Annotated in this window: 12 protein-coding genes; 5 read left to right on the top strand and 7 right to left on the bottom strand. The window is 71.8% G+C overall.

Annotation, left to right across the window (positions count from 1 at the left end; translation table 11 throughout):
• The first annotated feature begins 111 nt into the window (after positions 1-111).
• Positions 112-1,020 (top strand): DUF72 domain-containing protein, encoded by a 909-nt coding sequence (locus ABZS42_RS18310; protein ID WP_355146676.1) that lies wholly within the window; start codon positions 112-114, stop codon positions 1,018-1,020.
• A gap of 46 nt (positions 1,021-1,066) precedes the next feature.
• On the opposite strand, the gene ABZS42_RS18305 is transcribed toward ABZS42_RS18310, so the two are convergent.
• Positions 1,067-1,489, bottom strand: a complete 423-nt coding sequence (locus ABZS42_RS18305) for a hypothetical protein (protein ID WP_355146674.1) — start codon at positions 1,487-1,489, stop codon at positions 1,067-1,069.
• Positions 1,490-1,592: 103 nt separating this feature from the next.
• A complete protein-coding gene (locus tag ABZS42_RS18300) occupies positions 1,593-2,312 on the bottom strand; it encodes a hypothetical protein (protein WP_355146672.1) in 720 nt (239 codons plus the stop codon).
• A gap of 250 nt (positions 2,313-2,562) precedes the next feature.
• On the opposite strand from ABZS42_RS18300, the gene ABZS42_RS18295 reads away from it, so the two are divergent.
• Both ABZS42_RS18295 and ABZS42_RS18290 read left to right on the top strand, forming a co-directional pair.
• A complete protein-coding gene (locus ABZS42_RS18295) occupies positions 2,563-2,733 on the top strand; it encodes a hypothetical protein (protein WP_355146670.1) in 171 nt (56 codons plus the stop codon).
• A gap of 298 nt (positions 2,734-3,031) precedes the next feature.
• The gene (locus ABZS42_RS18290; RefSeq protein WP_355146668.1) at positions 3,032-3,673 is read left to right on the top strand and encodes a class I SAM-dependent methyltransferase; all 642 of its coding nucleotides are present in this window, start codon (positions 3,032-3,034) and stop codon (positions 3,671-3,673) included.
• A 157-nt stretch (positions 3,674-3,830) separates the two neighbouring features.
• Here the strand turns inward: ABZS42_RS18290 and ABZS42_RS18285 are convergent, their stop codons facing one another.
• Entirely contained in the window at positions 3,831-5,090 is a 1,260-nt protein-coding gene (locus ABZS42_RS18285; protein WP_355146666.1) for a hypothetical protein, read from the bottom strand.
• A gap of 491 nt (positions 5,091-5,581) precedes the next feature.
• Here ABZS42_RS18285 and ABZS42_RS18280 point away from each other — a divergent pair, with 491 nt between their 5' ends.
• Positions 5,582-7,675, top strand: coding sequence for a DNA topoisomerase IV subunit B (locus ABZS42_RS18280; protein WP_355146766.1), 2,094 nt, complete (start codon positions 5,582-5,584; stop codon positions 7,673-7,675).
• Positions 7,676-7,706: 31 nt separating this feature from the next.
• Positions 7,707-10,190 carry a DNA topoisomerase IV subunit A gene (locus ABZS42_RS18275; RefSeq protein WP_355146664.1) on the top strand — a complete coding sequence of 828 codons (2,484 nt, stop codon included), beginning with the start codon at positions 7,707-7,709 and terminating at the stop codon, positions 10,188-10,190.
• 151 nt (positions 10,191-10,341) lie between these two features.
• Here the strand turns inward: ABZS42_RS18275 and ABZS42_RS18270 are convergent, their stop codons facing one another.
• The 4 genes from ABZS42_RS18270 to ABZS42_RS18255 form a co-directional block, all read right to left on the bottom strand.
• Entirely contained in the window at positions 10,342-11,691 is a 1,350-nt protein-coding gene (locus ABZS42_RS18270; protein ID WP_355146662.1) for a solute carrier family 23 protein, read from the bottom strand.
• Between the two features lie 196 nt (positions 11,692-11,887).
• Positions 11,888-13,114: a glycosyltransferase family 2 protein gene (locus ABZS42_RS18265; protein WP_355146660.1), complete on the bottom strand. Its 1,227-nt coding sequence runs from the start codon at positions 13,112-13,114 to the stop codon at positions 11,888-11,890.
• Positions 13,032-14,567, bottom strand: a complete 1,536-nt coding sequence (locus ABZS42_RS18260) for a phospholipid carrier-dependent glycosyltransferase (protein ID WP_355146658.1) — start codon at positions 14,565-14,567, stop codon at positions 13,032-13,034. The genes ABZS42_RS18265 and ABZS42_RS18260 overlap by 83 nt, the downstream gene beginning before the upstream one ends.
• A 241-nt stretch (positions 14,568-14,808) precedes the next feature.
• Entirely contained in the window at positions 14,809-15,444 is a 636-nt protein-coding gene (locus ABZS42_RS18255) for an alpha-ketoglutarate-dependent dioxygenase AlkB (protein WP_355146656.1), read from the bottom strand.
• Positions 15,445-15,554: the final 110 nt, after the last annotated feature.

Genomic DNA, 15,554 nt, shown 5'->3' with positions numbered 1-15,554 from the left:
CCCTTCGTTCGTCTGTCGGCCAGGGAGACCGTACGTGCGGGTACCGACACTTTCCGCCGTTCCGCCGCTCCGCCGGGGTTGCGGAGGCCGCGGCCCGGGTACCGGAATGACATGGGTGTGATTCGGGTGGGCACGTCGTCCTGGGCGGACCGGGAGGTGCTGGCCTCCGGCTGGTACCCGCGGTCGGCCAACACGCCGGCCGACCGGCTCGGCTGGTACGCCCGGCACTTCCCGGTCGTCGAGGTCGACACCTCGTACTACGCGGTGCCCGCGCCGGAGACCACGCAGGGCTGGGCCGACGCGACGCCGGACGGGTTCAGCTTCGACATCAAGGCGTTCGGTCTCTTCACCGGTCATCCCACACCGGTCACCGCGCTGCCACGCGATTTGCGCCCGGTGGGCGGCCCGGACCGGGTACGCCGCCGGGACCTGTCCGCCGGGGCGTACGACGAGATGTGGGCCCGGTTCCGCGCGGCGCTGGACCCGATCGCGGCGGCCGGCAAGCTCGGCGCGGTGCTGCTCCAGCTGCCACCGTGGCTGGCCCGGGGCGCTGCCGCCCGACGACGCGTTGTCGACCTGGCCGAGCGGTGCCGGCCGTGGCGCGTCGGCGTGGAGTTCCGGCACCGATCCTGGTTCGACGGACAGGCTGCGCCGGACACGGTGGACTTCCTGCGTACGCACGAACTCGGTCTCGTCTGCGTCGACATGCCGCAGGGCCACCCGTCGTCGGTCCCACCGATCCTCATCGCCACCACGCAGCTGGCGATGGTGCGGTTCCACGGGCACAGCGACGACTGGGCGACGGGGGACAAACGGGAAAAGTTCCGCTACGCGTACGGCGACCGGGAGCTACGCCACTGGTCGGAGCCGCTCACCGAGCTGGCCGGGCAGTCCAGAGAGCTGCACGTGCTGTTCAACAACTGTTGTGCCGGGCAGGCGCAGCGCGACGCCGAGCGGATGGCCGGGCTGCTGGCCGGCGCCGGGCACGAGCGTCCCGTCCCAGCCGACGCCACCGCCTGAACCCGTACGGCCGGCAGGCCCGGCACGATGCGACGGCTCGCGTCGGTCAGGCGGAACGGCGGCCCCGGCTGCGGAAGGCGTCCTGCGCCCGCTCGTCGATGTCCGCGTCGTCGGGAAAGGACCGGCCGCTGGGCGCCGGATCGGGTGGCGCACCCGGGCCGGCCATCGGCGCCCGGGTCGGTTCGACCGAGCCGAAGCCGTGCCGACCCGCGGGCCCGGACGGGCCGGACGGCAGGCCGGCCCGGCGCTCGCCGCGCCGCCCCGGTCCAACGGCGGTCTCCTCGCTGCCCTCGTCCATCGGATCGTCCTCGTCAACGCCCCAGGGCGGTTCCGTGTCGTAGACGTCCCGGGTTCCCCACGGGACCGTGGCCTCCGGGTCGCGCGGGGCCTGACCGTCGTCGCGTCCCTTGTCCGCCGTCATGTCCACCTCGCTGCTCGTCCGCCGGTACCGGCGGTGATTGCCCGTCATGGCGCAGGTCATGCGCGTCGCGTGCGAGCGCTGAGCCGCCGATCCGGCGGCGTCCGCGACGGACGCCGCCGGATCGGCGGATGGGTGGTTCCTCGGTCGGTGCTCAGCGGCTGGACACGGCCGCCGACCGCTTGGCCGCTCCCATGCCCGCCAACTTGCCGATCGCGGCGGGCAGGTGCACCCCGGCCATCTTGCCGCCCCCGGCGGGCCGGCTCATCCCCGTCAGCTTGCTCACGGCTGCGAACTTGGCCATGCCCTTCGGGGCGCTCCTCATTCCGCCGACCCGGTTCAGCATCCCGCGCCACACCTGGCCCGGCTTCTGCTGTTCGCTCATGTAGGCGGTCACCACCACCAACGCGCCGGTCAGGGCCGGCACCGCCCATTGGAGCAGTTTCATCTGGCGCTGGCTGGCCGCTACCTGCACCGGGGTCATGTGGTTCGGCTCGGTGACGCCGTCGACCGGCGGGTTGCCGGCCCGTTGCAACCGCATGCCGAGCAGCCGGCTGTAGCCGGTGACCGCGAGCGCGCCCACGGTCAGTGCGGTCTTGACGACCGTGGCTCGCGCCACGCCCGCCTGCGCGGCCACCCGTGGGCTCTCCGTGACCAGTTCGCCGACCGCGCCGGCGAGGTGCGCGCCGATCGCGGCGGCGTTCACCGGCGTCCACCGGGACCAGCCCGCCGAGGCCACCGGAAGCCGTTGCGTCGCATCCTTGATCTTCGCCGCCGCGCCGTTGACGCCGAACGCCCCCATCAGGGAACCTCCGAACCAGGCCGCCAAGCCCAGATCGTGCATCGAGCGCAGTGCGCTATGCCGTTCCGACATCTGATCCCCTTCCGCCGTGTCGGGCGCTGCGGCTTACCCACCGCCCTTGCGGCTAACCCCCGGTGCGTCACGGGTCGAGACCTCTGGCGATGGAACGGACCGGACGACGGTGCGTCGGCAGACGCGACCGGACCGAGCCGGGTCGACCACGTCGGCCACCGGGAGTTCGGGGACGGGCTACGGGCCTGGTGGGAGGAGTCGTCGGGGCCTGCGGGGGTAGAGGAGGGGGACCGACGAAGGGGGCAGTGCCATGACGCAGCCGGATGAGAGCCGGGAGAAGACTCCCGACACCGACGCGGTGCTGATGCACCCGGGCAACGACCTCAACCGGAACATCGCGGAGGTGCCGCCGCGACGCGACCACGGCGAGATCCGGGTCGAACGCGACGGTGAGATGGTGCCGATCGAACCGGAGGAGTGACTGAGGCGGCCGTCCGGCCGCGGTCGTCGGCCAATCGACGACCGGCGGCGTCGGCGCTTCGTCCGGATACCACCCCGGTATCCGGACGAATCCCCGCATGCCGGACCGCCGCCCGGACTCCGCCTCGGCTCGACCGAAACTTTGACACACGCCCTAGCCTGCTAGGCATCGGTTTTCCTCGGTGTGGACCGTCGCTCGACGCGGGGATCCGACGGCACGGGACCGCTGTTTCGTCCCGCCGGCCCGCCGGAAGCACCGCTCGCCGCCGGCCGTGCCGTGCCCTTCGGACGGAGGAGCCATGCCCGGCAGGAGAGTTTCGCATCCGCTGTTCGCCCGCGTGTTCGAGCGGGCCAGTGTGGCGATGGACCGCGCGGGTGGCGCGAGGCACCGGCACCGGCTGGTGGCCGGCCTGCACGGAGTGGTCGTCGAGGTCGGCGCGGGCAACGGACGCAACTTCGCGCACTACCCGGCGACCGTGACCCGGGTGCTCGCCGTCGAACCGGAGCCCCGGCTGCGGGCCGCGGCCCGGGTCGCCGCGGCCGAGGCGCCGGTGCCGGTAACGGTCACCGACGGGTTGGCCGAGGCGTTGCCGGTGGCGGACGGGGTGGCCGACGCCCTGGTGGTGTCGCTGGTGCTCTGTTCGGTCGCCGACCAGGCCACCGTGCTGCGTGAGGCGCACCGGGTGACCCGCTCCGGCGGGCAGTTGCGCTTCTTCGAGCACGTCCGGTCGCGGTCGCCCGGCCTGCGCCGGGTCCAGCGGGTGGTCGACGCCACCTGCTGGCCGCTGCTCTGCGGCGGCTGTCACACCGGCCGCGACACGCTGGCGGCGATCGGCACGGCCGGCTTCACCGTCACGGAACTGGACCGGTTCCGCTTCCCGGACGCCGCCGTCCCGGGGCCTGCCGCCCCGCACGTGCTCGGCGCGGCGCGGCGCCCGTAGCGCCCCCGGGATCCGCCGTACGACCGGAAGTTGCGCGGCGGATCCCGAGCGCGCGGCCCTGCGGGATCGGGGTCGGGACGTCCGCCCCGGCGTCCCCGGCACCGTCCTCGTGTCGGGGTTCGGGGGCCGGCGTGGTGGGCCGGCCGTACGAGCTGGGTCAGGAGACGGTGACCGACCCGTCGCCGGCGCGGACGCAGGCGACGGCGCGGGCGGCCGTGGCCGCGGCGCCGGTGAGGCACTGCCCGAGCACCTGGTGCCCGGCGGCGTTCGGGTGCCACGATTCCTGACAGGTCTGGAAGTACGTGGCGCAGGTGTTCGCGATGCGCTGGATGGCGATCTTGTCCTTGCCGGAGAGGCTGGTGACGAAGGTGCCGTCGGGCGGGTTGTCCTGGAGCCGGATCGGCGTGGCCAGCGCGCCGGTGGGGCTGGCCGCGGACTCGCAGAGCCGGGCGCCGTTGAAGGCCTGCTGAACGTTGAGGTAGACCAGGTCGGCGGCGGGGAAGTCGGCGGCCAGCGTGTCCCGGGTCGACTTCACCAGGCTGCCCAGTCCCTGCGAGAAGTGGTGGCCGGGCAGCAGGCTGGCGCGGTGGATCGGGCAGCCGGCGGCGTACCGTTCGGCGCCCAGCGCGCGGAACTTGTCCCGGGTGTCGTCCCGGCCGTCCTCGCTGTGGAAGTTGGACTGCAACTCGAACGGCAGCGGGTTGGTGTAGTCCTGGAAGACGACCCGGTGCTGCCCGTCCGCGTCGATCTGGTCGAGAGTGGTCAGCAGTTGGCGTGCGGCCGCGACGGTCTCCGCGGTCGCGGCGTCGAACTGTGCCGTGGTGGCCAGGTCGGCGTCGCTGCACGGCTGCTGCGGAACCGGGCCGTTGAGGTAGGCCCAGAACTCCCACCAGCCGGTCCAGGCGTCGGCGATGAACCGGTTGGCGCACTTCTCGGCCACGGTCCCGAAGGTGAACGAGCTGTTGTTCGAGCCGAGGCCGACCAGCACCAGGTCGATGTCGTGGGTCTGGGCCACCGCCCGGAGCTGGTCGAGTTGGGCGGCGACCTGGCGCCCCTTCGTCCGTGCCGCCGACGCGGTCGCGATGTCGTGGGGCTGCCCGCCGGAGCAGGCCAGGTTGAACCGGGTCTGGATGCCCGGCAGGTTCGCCTGGTGCAGGGAGGCGTTGGCCGAGCGGTGGCAGAAGTACGCGTTGCTGTTCGGCGCCGTCCAGCTCGGGAAGCCCTGGGCGACGCCGTTGATGTCGACCACCGGGGTGTACGCCCCGGCGCCCTCACCGCTGATGAAGCTGTCTCCGATGGCGACCGCGGCGGTGGGCAGCGCGGCCGAGGCCGGAGCCGGCAGCGCGACGGCGGTCGACAGTGCGGCCGTGGTGACGGCGAGCGCCGCCACCAGGGCGGTGCGACGGAAGCTGGACATACGAACCCTCCATCTACCCATCGAAATATGAAAGATTCTTCGAGGTCGCGATCAGATCACTTGATGTGACGAACGTCAATGCCAGGCGGTGGCGGTGCGCGTGACACGGTGTCCCGTCGTGCGCGAGGATCGGGAGTCCCCGGCCGGATCCGGGCCGTTCAGGCGAACAGCCGGCGTGGTCAACTCGACCTCCATGAACTCGGGGCATCCACACGCCGCGAACACCCCGACATCACGGAACCCGAGTCGATCAAGCGTTTCGGCGGGCACTGCGGTGAATGCCGCCGCCTGGTCGGCGGTCGACGACAGCTGCTCGTCTGGGCCGCGGCGGCGGCCTGGTGGAATCCGCCGGGGACGAGGTGTGTTGAATCGCCGGTGCGAGACGCGGGTCCGATCGACTGCGCGGCGGGTCGCGCGGGGCGCCGAGGCGTTGTCGGGGCATCCGGCTAGGCTCGCTGCGGCGCGCGGCGCCGGCGGGAGATGCCGGTGAGCTGCACCACATCGCCGAGACCGGGGAGTACGACGAGTTGACCGCAGAGCCTGAGACCCTGTACGGGGCCGACGACCTCACCCATCTGGAGGGGCTGGACGCCGTCCGGAAGCGACCCGGCATGTACATCGGCTCCACCGACAGCCGTGGCGTGGGTCACCTTGTCAACGAGATCCTCGACAACTCGACAGATGAAGGTGTCGCGGGTCACGCCGGCCGCGTCGAGGTGACGCTGCACGCCGACGGGTCGGTGCAGGTCGACGACGACGGCCGCGGCATCCCCACCGACGTGCACGCCCGCTCCGGCCTCTCCGGCGTCGAATTGGTGCTCACCCGCCTGCACGCGGGCGGCAAGTTCGGTGGTTCGGGCTACAAGACCTCCGGGGGGCTGCACGGCGTGGGCGCCTCGGCGGTCAACGCGCTCTCCCGGCGCTTCGACGTCACCGTCCGCCGCGGCGGCAAGATCCACTCGATGTCGTTCCGGCACGGCGTACCCGGCATCTTCGACGGCGACGGGCCGGACGCCTCGTTCACGGCCGGTCCGGGCCTCCAGGTCGCCGGCGCGATGAAGCGCAACCAGCGCACCGGCACCTCGATCCGCTGGTGGCACGACGCCCGCTACTTCGAGACCGGGGCGGCCCTCGACGTCGAGGCCGTCCGGATGAAGCTGCGCAACACCGCCTTCCTGGTGCCCGGCGTCAGCTACCTGCTGCGTGACCTCACCGGCGAGGAGCCGGTCGAGGAGACGTTCCACTTCCCCAGCGGGCTGACCGACATGGTGGACTTCCTCGCCCCGGCCGGCGACCGCCCGGTCTCCGGCACCCTGCTGGTCAACGGCGAGGGGACGTACCGGGAGAACGCCGCCGACGCGAACGGCGTGATGCAGTCGAACGTGCAGCGCCGGGCCGAGGTCGAGATCGCCCTCCGCTGGGGCACCGGCTACGAGCGCACCGTCGAGTGCTTCAGCAACACGATCCGCAACGCGCACGGTGGCACCCACCGCAAGGGTTTCGAGCGGGCCCTGGTGCGCACCCTGGCCGATGCCGCCCGCAACACCCGTGGCCTGCTGAAGGCCAAGGAGGACGCGCCCACCCTCGACGACGTGCTGGAGGGGATGACCGCCGTCGTGCACGTGCGGATCCCCGAGCCGCAGTTCACCTCGCAGACCAAGGACGAACTCTCCACCGCCGGCATCACCAAGGTGGTCCAGCAACTGGTGGAGCAGCACCTGAAGTCCTGGCTGGAGGACCGCAGGACGCGGGCCGAGGCGCGCACGGTGCTCCAGAAGATCGTCGACGCGGCCCGCGTCCGGTTGACCCAGAAGCAGCAGAAGGACGCCGCGCGCCGCAAGACCGCGCTCGAAGGCGCCTCCATGCCGGCCAAGCTGGTGGACTGCCGTGCCACCGGCATCGACCGCAGCGAGCTGTTCATCGTGGAGGGTGACAGCGCGCTCGGGACCAGCCGGATGGCCCGCTCGTCGGAATACCAGGCGCTGCTGCCGATCCGCGGCAAGATCCTCAACGTGCAGAAGGCGAATCTCCAGCAGGTGCTGGACAATGCCGAGTGCGCCGCAATCGTCCAGGTGCTCGGCGCCGGCTCGGGCCGTACGTTCGACCTCTCGGCCCTGCGCTACGGCCGCGTACTGATCATGGCGGACGCCGACGTCGACGGCGCGCACATCCGGACGCTGCTCATCACGCTCTTCGCCCGTTACATGCGTCCGCTGATCGAGGCGGGGCGGCTCTACGCCGCCATGCCACCCCTGCACAAGATCACTACCAAGGGGCGCAGTCCGCAGACCGTCTACACCTACACCCAGGCCGAGATGGAGACGACGGTCCGCCGGCTGGAGAAGGCCGGAAAGCAGATCGTCACGCCCATTCCGCGCTTCAAGGGTCTCGGTGAGATGGACGCCGACGAGCTCTGGGAGACCACGATGAACCCGGCGACCCGCGCCGTTCGCCGGATCACCCTGGACGACGTCGACGCCGCCGAGCGGATCCTCGAGCTGCTGATGGGGGAGAAGGTCGAGCCCCGCCGCAACTGGCTGATCGACTCCGCCGACCGGGTCGACCGCGAGGCGATCGACGCATGAGCACCGGGTCCACCCGAGGGGAAAACTGAGCATGGCACGCCGCAAGGAAACCAAGGTCGACCTCTCCGCGTTCGACCAGGCCGGCGCACGGGTCTTCGACAACCCGCTGGTCACCGAGGTGTCGGACTCCTACCTGGAGTACGCCTTCTCGGTCATCCACTCCCGGGCACTGCCGGATGCGCGCGACGGCCTGAAGCCGGTGCACCGCCGCATCCTCTGGTCGATGTACGAGCAGGGGCACCGCCCGGACCGCGGGCACGTGAAGTCGGCACGCATCGTCGGCGACGTGATGGGTAAGTACCACCCGCACGGCGACGCGGCCATCTACGACGCCATGGTGCGGCTGGCACAGGACTTCTCGCTCAACGTCCCGCTCATCGACGGGCACGGCAACTTCGGCAGCCCCGACGACGGCCCGGCCGCCGCCCGTTACACCGAGGCGCGGATGTCCCGCGAGGCTATGCTCCTCGTCGGCGAGCTCGGCGAGGACACGGTCGACGTCGAGCCGAACTACGACGGCTCCCTGACCCAGCCGACGGTGCTGCCGGCCGCCTTCCCCAACCTGCTGGTCAACGGCGCGTCCGGGATCGCGGTGGGCATGGCCACCAACATGATCCCGCACAACCTCGCCGAGGTCGTCCAGGCCGCCCGCTGGCTGATCAACCACCCGGACGCCTCGCTGGACAAGCTGATGGAGTTCGTCCCGGGCCCCGACCTGCCCACCGGTGGCATGCTGCTCGGCCTCGACGAGGTGCGCCGGGCGTACGAGACCGGGCGCGGCGTGGTCCGCATGCGTGCCAAGGTCGAGATCGGCCCGCTGGAGGGCAGCCGCGGACGGCAGGCGATCACCGTGGTGGAGCTGCCGTACGGCGTCGGCGCGGAGAAGGTCATCGCGGCGATCACCAACGAGGTCACCAAGACCAAGCGGCTGAGCGGCATCGCCGACGTGAAGGACCTCACCGATCGGGAGAGCGGCACCCGCCTGGTCGTCGAGTGCAAGGTCGGGGTCAACCCGCAGGCGCTCCTGGCCGACCTCTACCGCCTCACCCCGCTGGAGCAGTCCTTCGGCGTGAACAACCTGGTGCTGGTCGACGGGCAGCCGCAGACCCTCGGGCTGAAGGCGCTGCTGGAGGTCTTCCTGGCCCACCGCTACGAGGTGGTGACCCGACGCAGCTCGTACCGCCGGCGTAAGCGCGAGGAGCGGCTGCACCTGGTCGACGGTCTGCTGATCGCCCTGCTCGACATCGACAAGGTGGTCAAGCTGATCCGGGGCAGCGAGGACGCGCAGGCGGCCAAGGACGCCCTGATGCAGAAGTTCAAGCTCTCCGAGATCCAGGCCACCTACATCCTGGACACTCCGCTGCGCCGGCTCACGAAGTACGACCGGCTGGAGCTGGAGGCCGAGCAGGAGAAGCTTCGCGGGGAGATCGCCGAGCTGTCGAAGATCCTCGACGATCCGAAGGTGCTGCGCAAGCTCGTCTCGGACGAGTTGGCCGCGGTGGTGAAGCAGTTCGCCGCGCCGCGCCGCACCACCCTGATCGACGGCGACCTCAAGGAGGTGCTGGCCGCCTCCGCGCCGGCCGGTCCGCTCGAGGTGGCCGACGACCCGTGCCAGGTCATCCTCTCCGCGACCGGGCTGGTGGCCCGGACGGCGGCCGAGTCGGAGGAGACCGCCGAGGTGCGTCGCCGGCACGGCCGGGTCAAGCACGACGTGGTGCGAGCGAGTGTGCCCTCCACCGCCCGGGGCCGGGTGTTGCTGATCACCAGCGCCGGTCGCGCCTTCAAGATCGACGTACTGCCGTTGCCGGTGCTGCCGGAGCAGGCCGGCACGCTGTCGCTGCGCGGTGGGATGTCCGCCGCCGAGTTGGTGCCCCTGGAGCCGGGGGAGACCGTGGTGGGGCTGGCGCCGCTCGGCTCCGCCGCGGAGGGTTCCCCGGGGCTGGCGCTCGGTACCCGGCAGGGTGTGGTCAAGGTCTGCGCGCCGGAGTGGCCGGTACGCGCCGACGAGTTCGAGGTGATCGGCCTCCGTGAGGGCGACGCGGTGGTCGGGGCGACCTGGCTCACCGACGGCGCCGAGGCGTTGACCTTCCTCACCTCGGAGGCGTCACTGCTGCGCTTCCCGGCGACGCTGGTCCGCCCGCAGGGCATCCGGGGTGGCGGCATGGCCGGTATCAGCCTTCCGGGCACGGCCCAGGTGGTCTTCTTCGGCGCGGTCCGTACCGACGATCCGACGCACGGAGAGCCGATGGTGGTCACCTCGACGGGTGCCACGGTCAAGATGACGCCCTTCGCGGCGTACCCGGCCAAGGGCCGGGCGACGGCCGGCGTCCGCGCGCACCGCTTCCTCAAGGGGGAGACCGACGTGGTGGTCGCCTGGGTCGGGCCGCGCCCGGTCGGCTCGACCGCGAACGGCGAGCCGGTCGAACTGCCCGCGGCCGACCCGCGCCGCGACGGCTCCGGCTTCGCCGTGATGCTCGGCCCGACGGTCATCGGCCACCAGATCGAACGCGACTGACCCACACCCGACCCCCTCCCCTCCCTCCCCCTCCCCGGGACCGCTCACCCGGCTGGTCATGAAGTTATTGCGCTCCGGCCCGGCGTGTCCCGGCAATAACTTCATGATCAACGCGGTGGGAGAGGGGGGAAGGGGAGAGGGGGACGGGGGGTCAGAGTTCGGGTTCGGGGGACGGGCGGGGCTGGTCGGCGGTGGTGCCGCGGAGACGGGCGATCAGGCGCATGCCGTGGTAGATCACCAGGGCGGCGCCGGTGCCGAGGGCGATGCCGTTGAAGGAGAGGTCCCCGGCGGTGAGGGTGAAGTTCGCCGCACCAATGATCACCGCGACGGCCGCGGTCATCAGGTTCACCGGATCGTGGAAGTTCACCCGGTTCTCGATCCAGATCCGGGCGCCGAGGATGGCGATCAGCCCGTACAACGCGGTGGTGGCGCCGCCGAGCACCCCGGCCGGCACGGTGAGGATCAGCGCGCCGAACTTCGGGCTCAGGCCGAGCAGCACAGCCGTCAGCCCGGCCACCCAGTACGCGGCGGTGGAGTAGACCCGCGTCGCCGCCATCACACCGATGTTCTCCGCGTACGTGGTGGTGCCGGAGCCGCCGCCGGAGCCGGCCAGGACGGTGGCGAGGCCGTCACCCAGGAAAGCCCGGCCCATGTCCCGGTCGAGGTTGCGGCCGGTCATCGCGGCGACCGCCTTGACGTGCCCGGCGTTCTCCGCGATCAGCACCAGGATCACCGGGATGACCAGCACCACGGCCCGCAGGCTGAAGCTGGGCGCGTGGAAGTCGGGCAGGCCGACCCAGGCGGCCTCCCGCAGCCCGGTTACCGCGACCGGGTCGAGTTCGCCGAGTGCGGCGGCGAGCAGCCAGCCGACCAGCACACCGAGCAGGATGGAGAGCCGGGCGAGGAAGCCGCGGAAGAGCACGGTGGCGAGCAGGATGGCGGCGAGGGTCACCACCGCGATGAGCGGTTGGGCCTTCACCCCGGTGCCGGCGCCGCCGCCGTCCCAGGCGACCGGGGCCAGGTTGAGCCCGATCAGCGCGACGATCGCGCCGGTGACCACCGGCGGCATCAGGGCGTCGATCCACCAGGACCCCGCGAGCTGCACGACGAGGCCGACCAGCGCGAGCGCCACCCCGGCGACGATGATGCCGCCGAGAGCGGGGCCGAGGTCCCCGCCGGCCTTCGCCGCCAGCACCGGCGCGATGAAGGCGAACGACGAGCCGAGGTACGACGGCAGCCGGTTACCGGTGATCAACAGGAACAGCAGGGTGCCCAGCCCCGAAAAGAACAGCGTGGTGGCCGGCGGGAAGCCGGTGATCAGCGGGACCGTGAAGGTCGCGCCGAACATCGCCACCACGTGCTGGACACCGATGCCCAGCGTCCGGGGCCAGGAGAGCCGCTCATCGGGGTGGACCACGTCGCCGGGGCGTACGGAGCGTCCGTCGCCGTGCAGGGACCACGCGGACCAGCGCGAACGCGGCTCGGTGAGGGGTCGGGTCATCAGCACACCCTTCGTTCGTCATCGCGACGGGGGCGTGAACGACCCTGGACGTTTCTAGCAGAGGCCGGGCGCGCCGGCGGTGGTGGGCGTACTGCCACCGGCTCGGCTCCGACGAACGGTCCGGTGGCCGGACGGGCACCTGCCCGTCCGGCCACCGGTGAAGCCTCGCCCGGCCGTGGGGAGCGAGGCGGGACGGTCAGCCGGCGCTGAGCATCTCCTCCTGCTCCGACCGGTTCTTCTGCCGCACGATGGTGGGCACCGGCTGCGTCGGCCGGAGGGTGAGCAGGCTGCCGACGAGCCCGGAGAAGAACACCACCACGCCGAGCGCGATCGCGGTGGCGGACGGAAGCACCACCCGCAGCGTGGCGTGCGGATCGAGATCGCCGAAGCCGTCCAGGCCCCAGTAGGAGATCGCGCCGATCGTGCCCGCGACACCGACCGCGAACAGCAGCAGACCGGCGGTGACGCTGGTCTCCAGACGTAGCAGGCGGATCCACCTGTCGGTCGCCCGCTGCGGGACCAGCCGCTCCTGACGCCCGTAGATCGCGGCGAGGCCGCCGAAGAGCACCAGCTGCACTCCGACGAGGACCATGATGCACGCGTACACCAGGGTGCTGACGTCGAGCCGGACCGGTCCGAGGCTCAGCGGACCGAAGCTGAGACCCCCCACGCCCAGCAGCCCGAGCAGGGTAAGCACCGTGCCCGGCCAGACCAGCGTCCGGCTCGGCGCGAACACCAGCAGGAAGCGCAGGTGCCGCCAGCCGTCCCGCCAGGTGCGCAGGTGCGGCGGGCGGGACCGGCCGTCGGGCGACAGGGTGGTGGGCACCTCGACGATGTCGTAGCCGGCGAGCGCGGCGCGGACCACCAGTTCGGACGCGAACTCCATGCCCGGCATGCAGAGCCCGAGCGCGCGGATCCGCTCCGCGTTGAAGCCGCGCATGCCGCAGTGGAAGTCACCGACGTTGGTGAGCCCGAACAGCCGCCGACCGAGCCAGCTGAGCACGGGGTTGCCGAGGTACCTGTGCAGGGGCGGCATGGCGCCGGGTGCGATACCGCCGCGGAAGCGGTTGCCCATCACCACGTCGTGCCCGGCGCGCAGCGCCTCGATGAAGGGACCGAGATCCGACAGCGCGTACGAGTCGTCGGCGTCCGCCATGATGATGTACCGGCCGCGCGCCTGCTCGATCCCGTTCAGCAGGGCACCGCCGTAGCCGCGGATCGGCGCGTGGACGACCCTGGCGCCCGCGGCCTCGGCGATCGACTGCGATCCGTCCGTGGAACCGTTGTCGGATACCAGCACCTCCCCGGCGACTCCGCATTCAGCGAGGGAGCGGAGTGCCTTACGAACGCAGACCTCCAGCGTCTCCGCCTCGTTCAGGCACGGCAACAAGACCGTGACCTCGATCTCCTGAACCGTCGTCATCTTCCCCGCTGCTTTCCGCCACGGTCGGGGCGAGCCCCTTCGGCTCGCCTGCGGCCGCCGTGGCCTTGTCGTGCGTGACTGGTGCCGAGCGCAGCCGCAGCCAGCCCACCGCCGCGGCGGCCGGGAGGAAAGCCAGCGCGGGCAGGCCGTATCGCAGGTCGAACATCGAGGTGGCGACGGAGAAGAGCATGATGCCGACACCGATGCCGACGTAGACCAGGGCGATCATGCTCAGTCGCAGCCGGCCACGACGCGGCCACACCGCGCCGATCAGCGCCAGCAGCACCGCCGCGGCCAGGGCCAGCGGCGGGGTGACCGCGTACCGGCCATACGCGTGCAGGAACCGGCTGGCGACGTTCGGATCCGCGTTCTTCGACGGCAGCGGCTGCCACTGGTAGTCGGGGCCGGCGGTGCGGGGAACGCAGTCGAAGTTCGCCGCCCAGTTGGTCGGGGCAAGCTGCGGGCGCCACCAGTTGGCCAGGCAGACCTCCGTCGGGCCCAGGTCGGGCGACCAGAAGTAGCGGCCGACGTCCCGGGCCACCGCGGCGAGGTAGCGGTCGGGCTGCTGCTTGAGCACCTCGCGGGCGAACTCGTCGAGGTCCTCCGGGCGTTCCGCCTGATGGATCGGGCTGGCCTTGTTCCAGATGAACCAGTCGGGCCGGTCGGGTCGCTGGTCGAGCGGCTGCGGTGCGCAGAGCTTGCGCAGCCCGGGGCGCAGTTCCATCCCGTCGCAGTCGGCCACGTGGGCGGTGCGCCCGTACAGGAACTTTCCACTACCGGTCCCGAGGGTTCCCTCGATGCTGCCCGTGCCGGCGAAGGCGAAGCCGAACACGGCCACGATCCCGAGCAGGTAGGCGGCCACCGGCCGCCAACCCCGCCAGGGCAGCAGCAGGAACAGGAAGAGCGCGCCGAGGGCGACGACGCCGGTGGGCCGGGTCGCCATGCCGAGTGCGACGCAGATCCCGGCGGCGAGGCAGGCGAGTGGGCCGGGCCGCTCGCGCCGAACCAGGAGCAACGCCGCGACGGCCAGTGCGCTGGTGAAGAGGGTCTCGGTGAGCAGGTAGTGCTCCAGCGTGAGCTGGGTGGCGTCCAGCAGGAGCGGCGCGGCGGCCAGCGTGGCGACCCACGGGCCGACGCCGATCCGGCGTAGCACGAGGTAGACGGCGACGCCCAGGGCGAGGCCGGCGAGGTGCTGAAGCACTGTCAACGAGTAGAACGTGCCGGTCCACTCGAACGCCTTGAGCAGCCACGGGTACGGCCATCGGGCCGGCATTGCCGGCCACTGCTGGGAGAGCTTGACGTACGTTCCGGAGTCGCCCTGGAACCAGAGTGCCGGCGGGTAGGCCACCAGCATGGCGACTCGCAACGCGATGCCGGCCGCGACCACGGCGGTCATGCCGACATGTCGGCGGAACGTGCCACCCAGGCGGGCGAGCGGGCGTCCAACAGGCACCGAGGCTCCAATGTGCTACGCGTGAGTGACGAGAGGGGTGGTCAGCCCCACGCCCTCGTCAATGTGCGAGACGACGGGGGCGGCGTCGTTGTCGATGTGTTGCCGGCCGGTTGATTATAGGTGTCTGCTGTCGGATTTTGATCACCGGTGTTGTCGCAGCGGGAATGGCCGAGGCCAACGGGCCGGCGAAGCGTGGCGTCGGGCCGGGGAACGCGACAGCCGGCCGTCAGGACGCCGGCGCTCAGGCGACCCCGGCGGGCCGGAACTGCACGCTGATCCGAGGGCCGACCGGTCGGCTGGTCTTCGGCACGGCATGTTCCCAGGTGCGCTGGCAGGAGCCGCCCATCACCACCAGGTCACCGTGCCCGAGCGGGAAGCGCAGGCCGGCGCCGCCACCGCGCGGGCGCAGCAGCAGCGAGCGCGGTGAGCCGAAGGAGACGATGGCCACCATGGTGTCCGAGTGCGCCGACCGGCCGTGCGTGTCGCCGTGCCAGGCGACGCTGTCCCGCCCACTGCGGTAGAGGCACATGCCGGCGGTGACGAACGGCTCGCCCAGCTCCGCCGCGTAGTGGCGGGTGAGCGCGGTGCGTGCCCCGGTCAGCAGCGCGTGCGGCAGCGCCCGGTCGGGGCCGTACCAGCAGAGCAGGCGCGGCACGTCGACCTCGTTGTCGTACATCCTGCGGCGTTCGGCCCGCCACGGCACCTCGCTCAGCAAGGTGTCGAAGACCGCGTCCGAGCCGCTCACCCAGCCGGGAAGGTGCTCGACCCAGGCGCCCCGGGAGAGCTCGTGGCGGCGCAGCCGACCGGCGAGCGGGCCGAGGGACGGCTCCGCGGCGGTGAGGTCCAGCATCGACGGCTGGTAGGCGACCTCGGACATGGAGCCCACCCTACCTGCCCGATTGGCACAGATGTACGAGGGTGGTATCTCGTCGCCCGCCGGTCACCTGACGCACACGTGGATGTCGCCGGGCGTCGGCGGGACCTCCC

Source organism: Micromonospora sp. NPDC005367, from assembly GCF_040606825.1.
GTDB lineage: Bacteria > Actinomycetota > Actinomycetes > Mycobacteriales > Micromonosporaceae > Micromonospora.
Note: the sequence above shows the minus strand (reverse complement) of the source record. Positions and strands in the feature narration are given on the sequence as shown.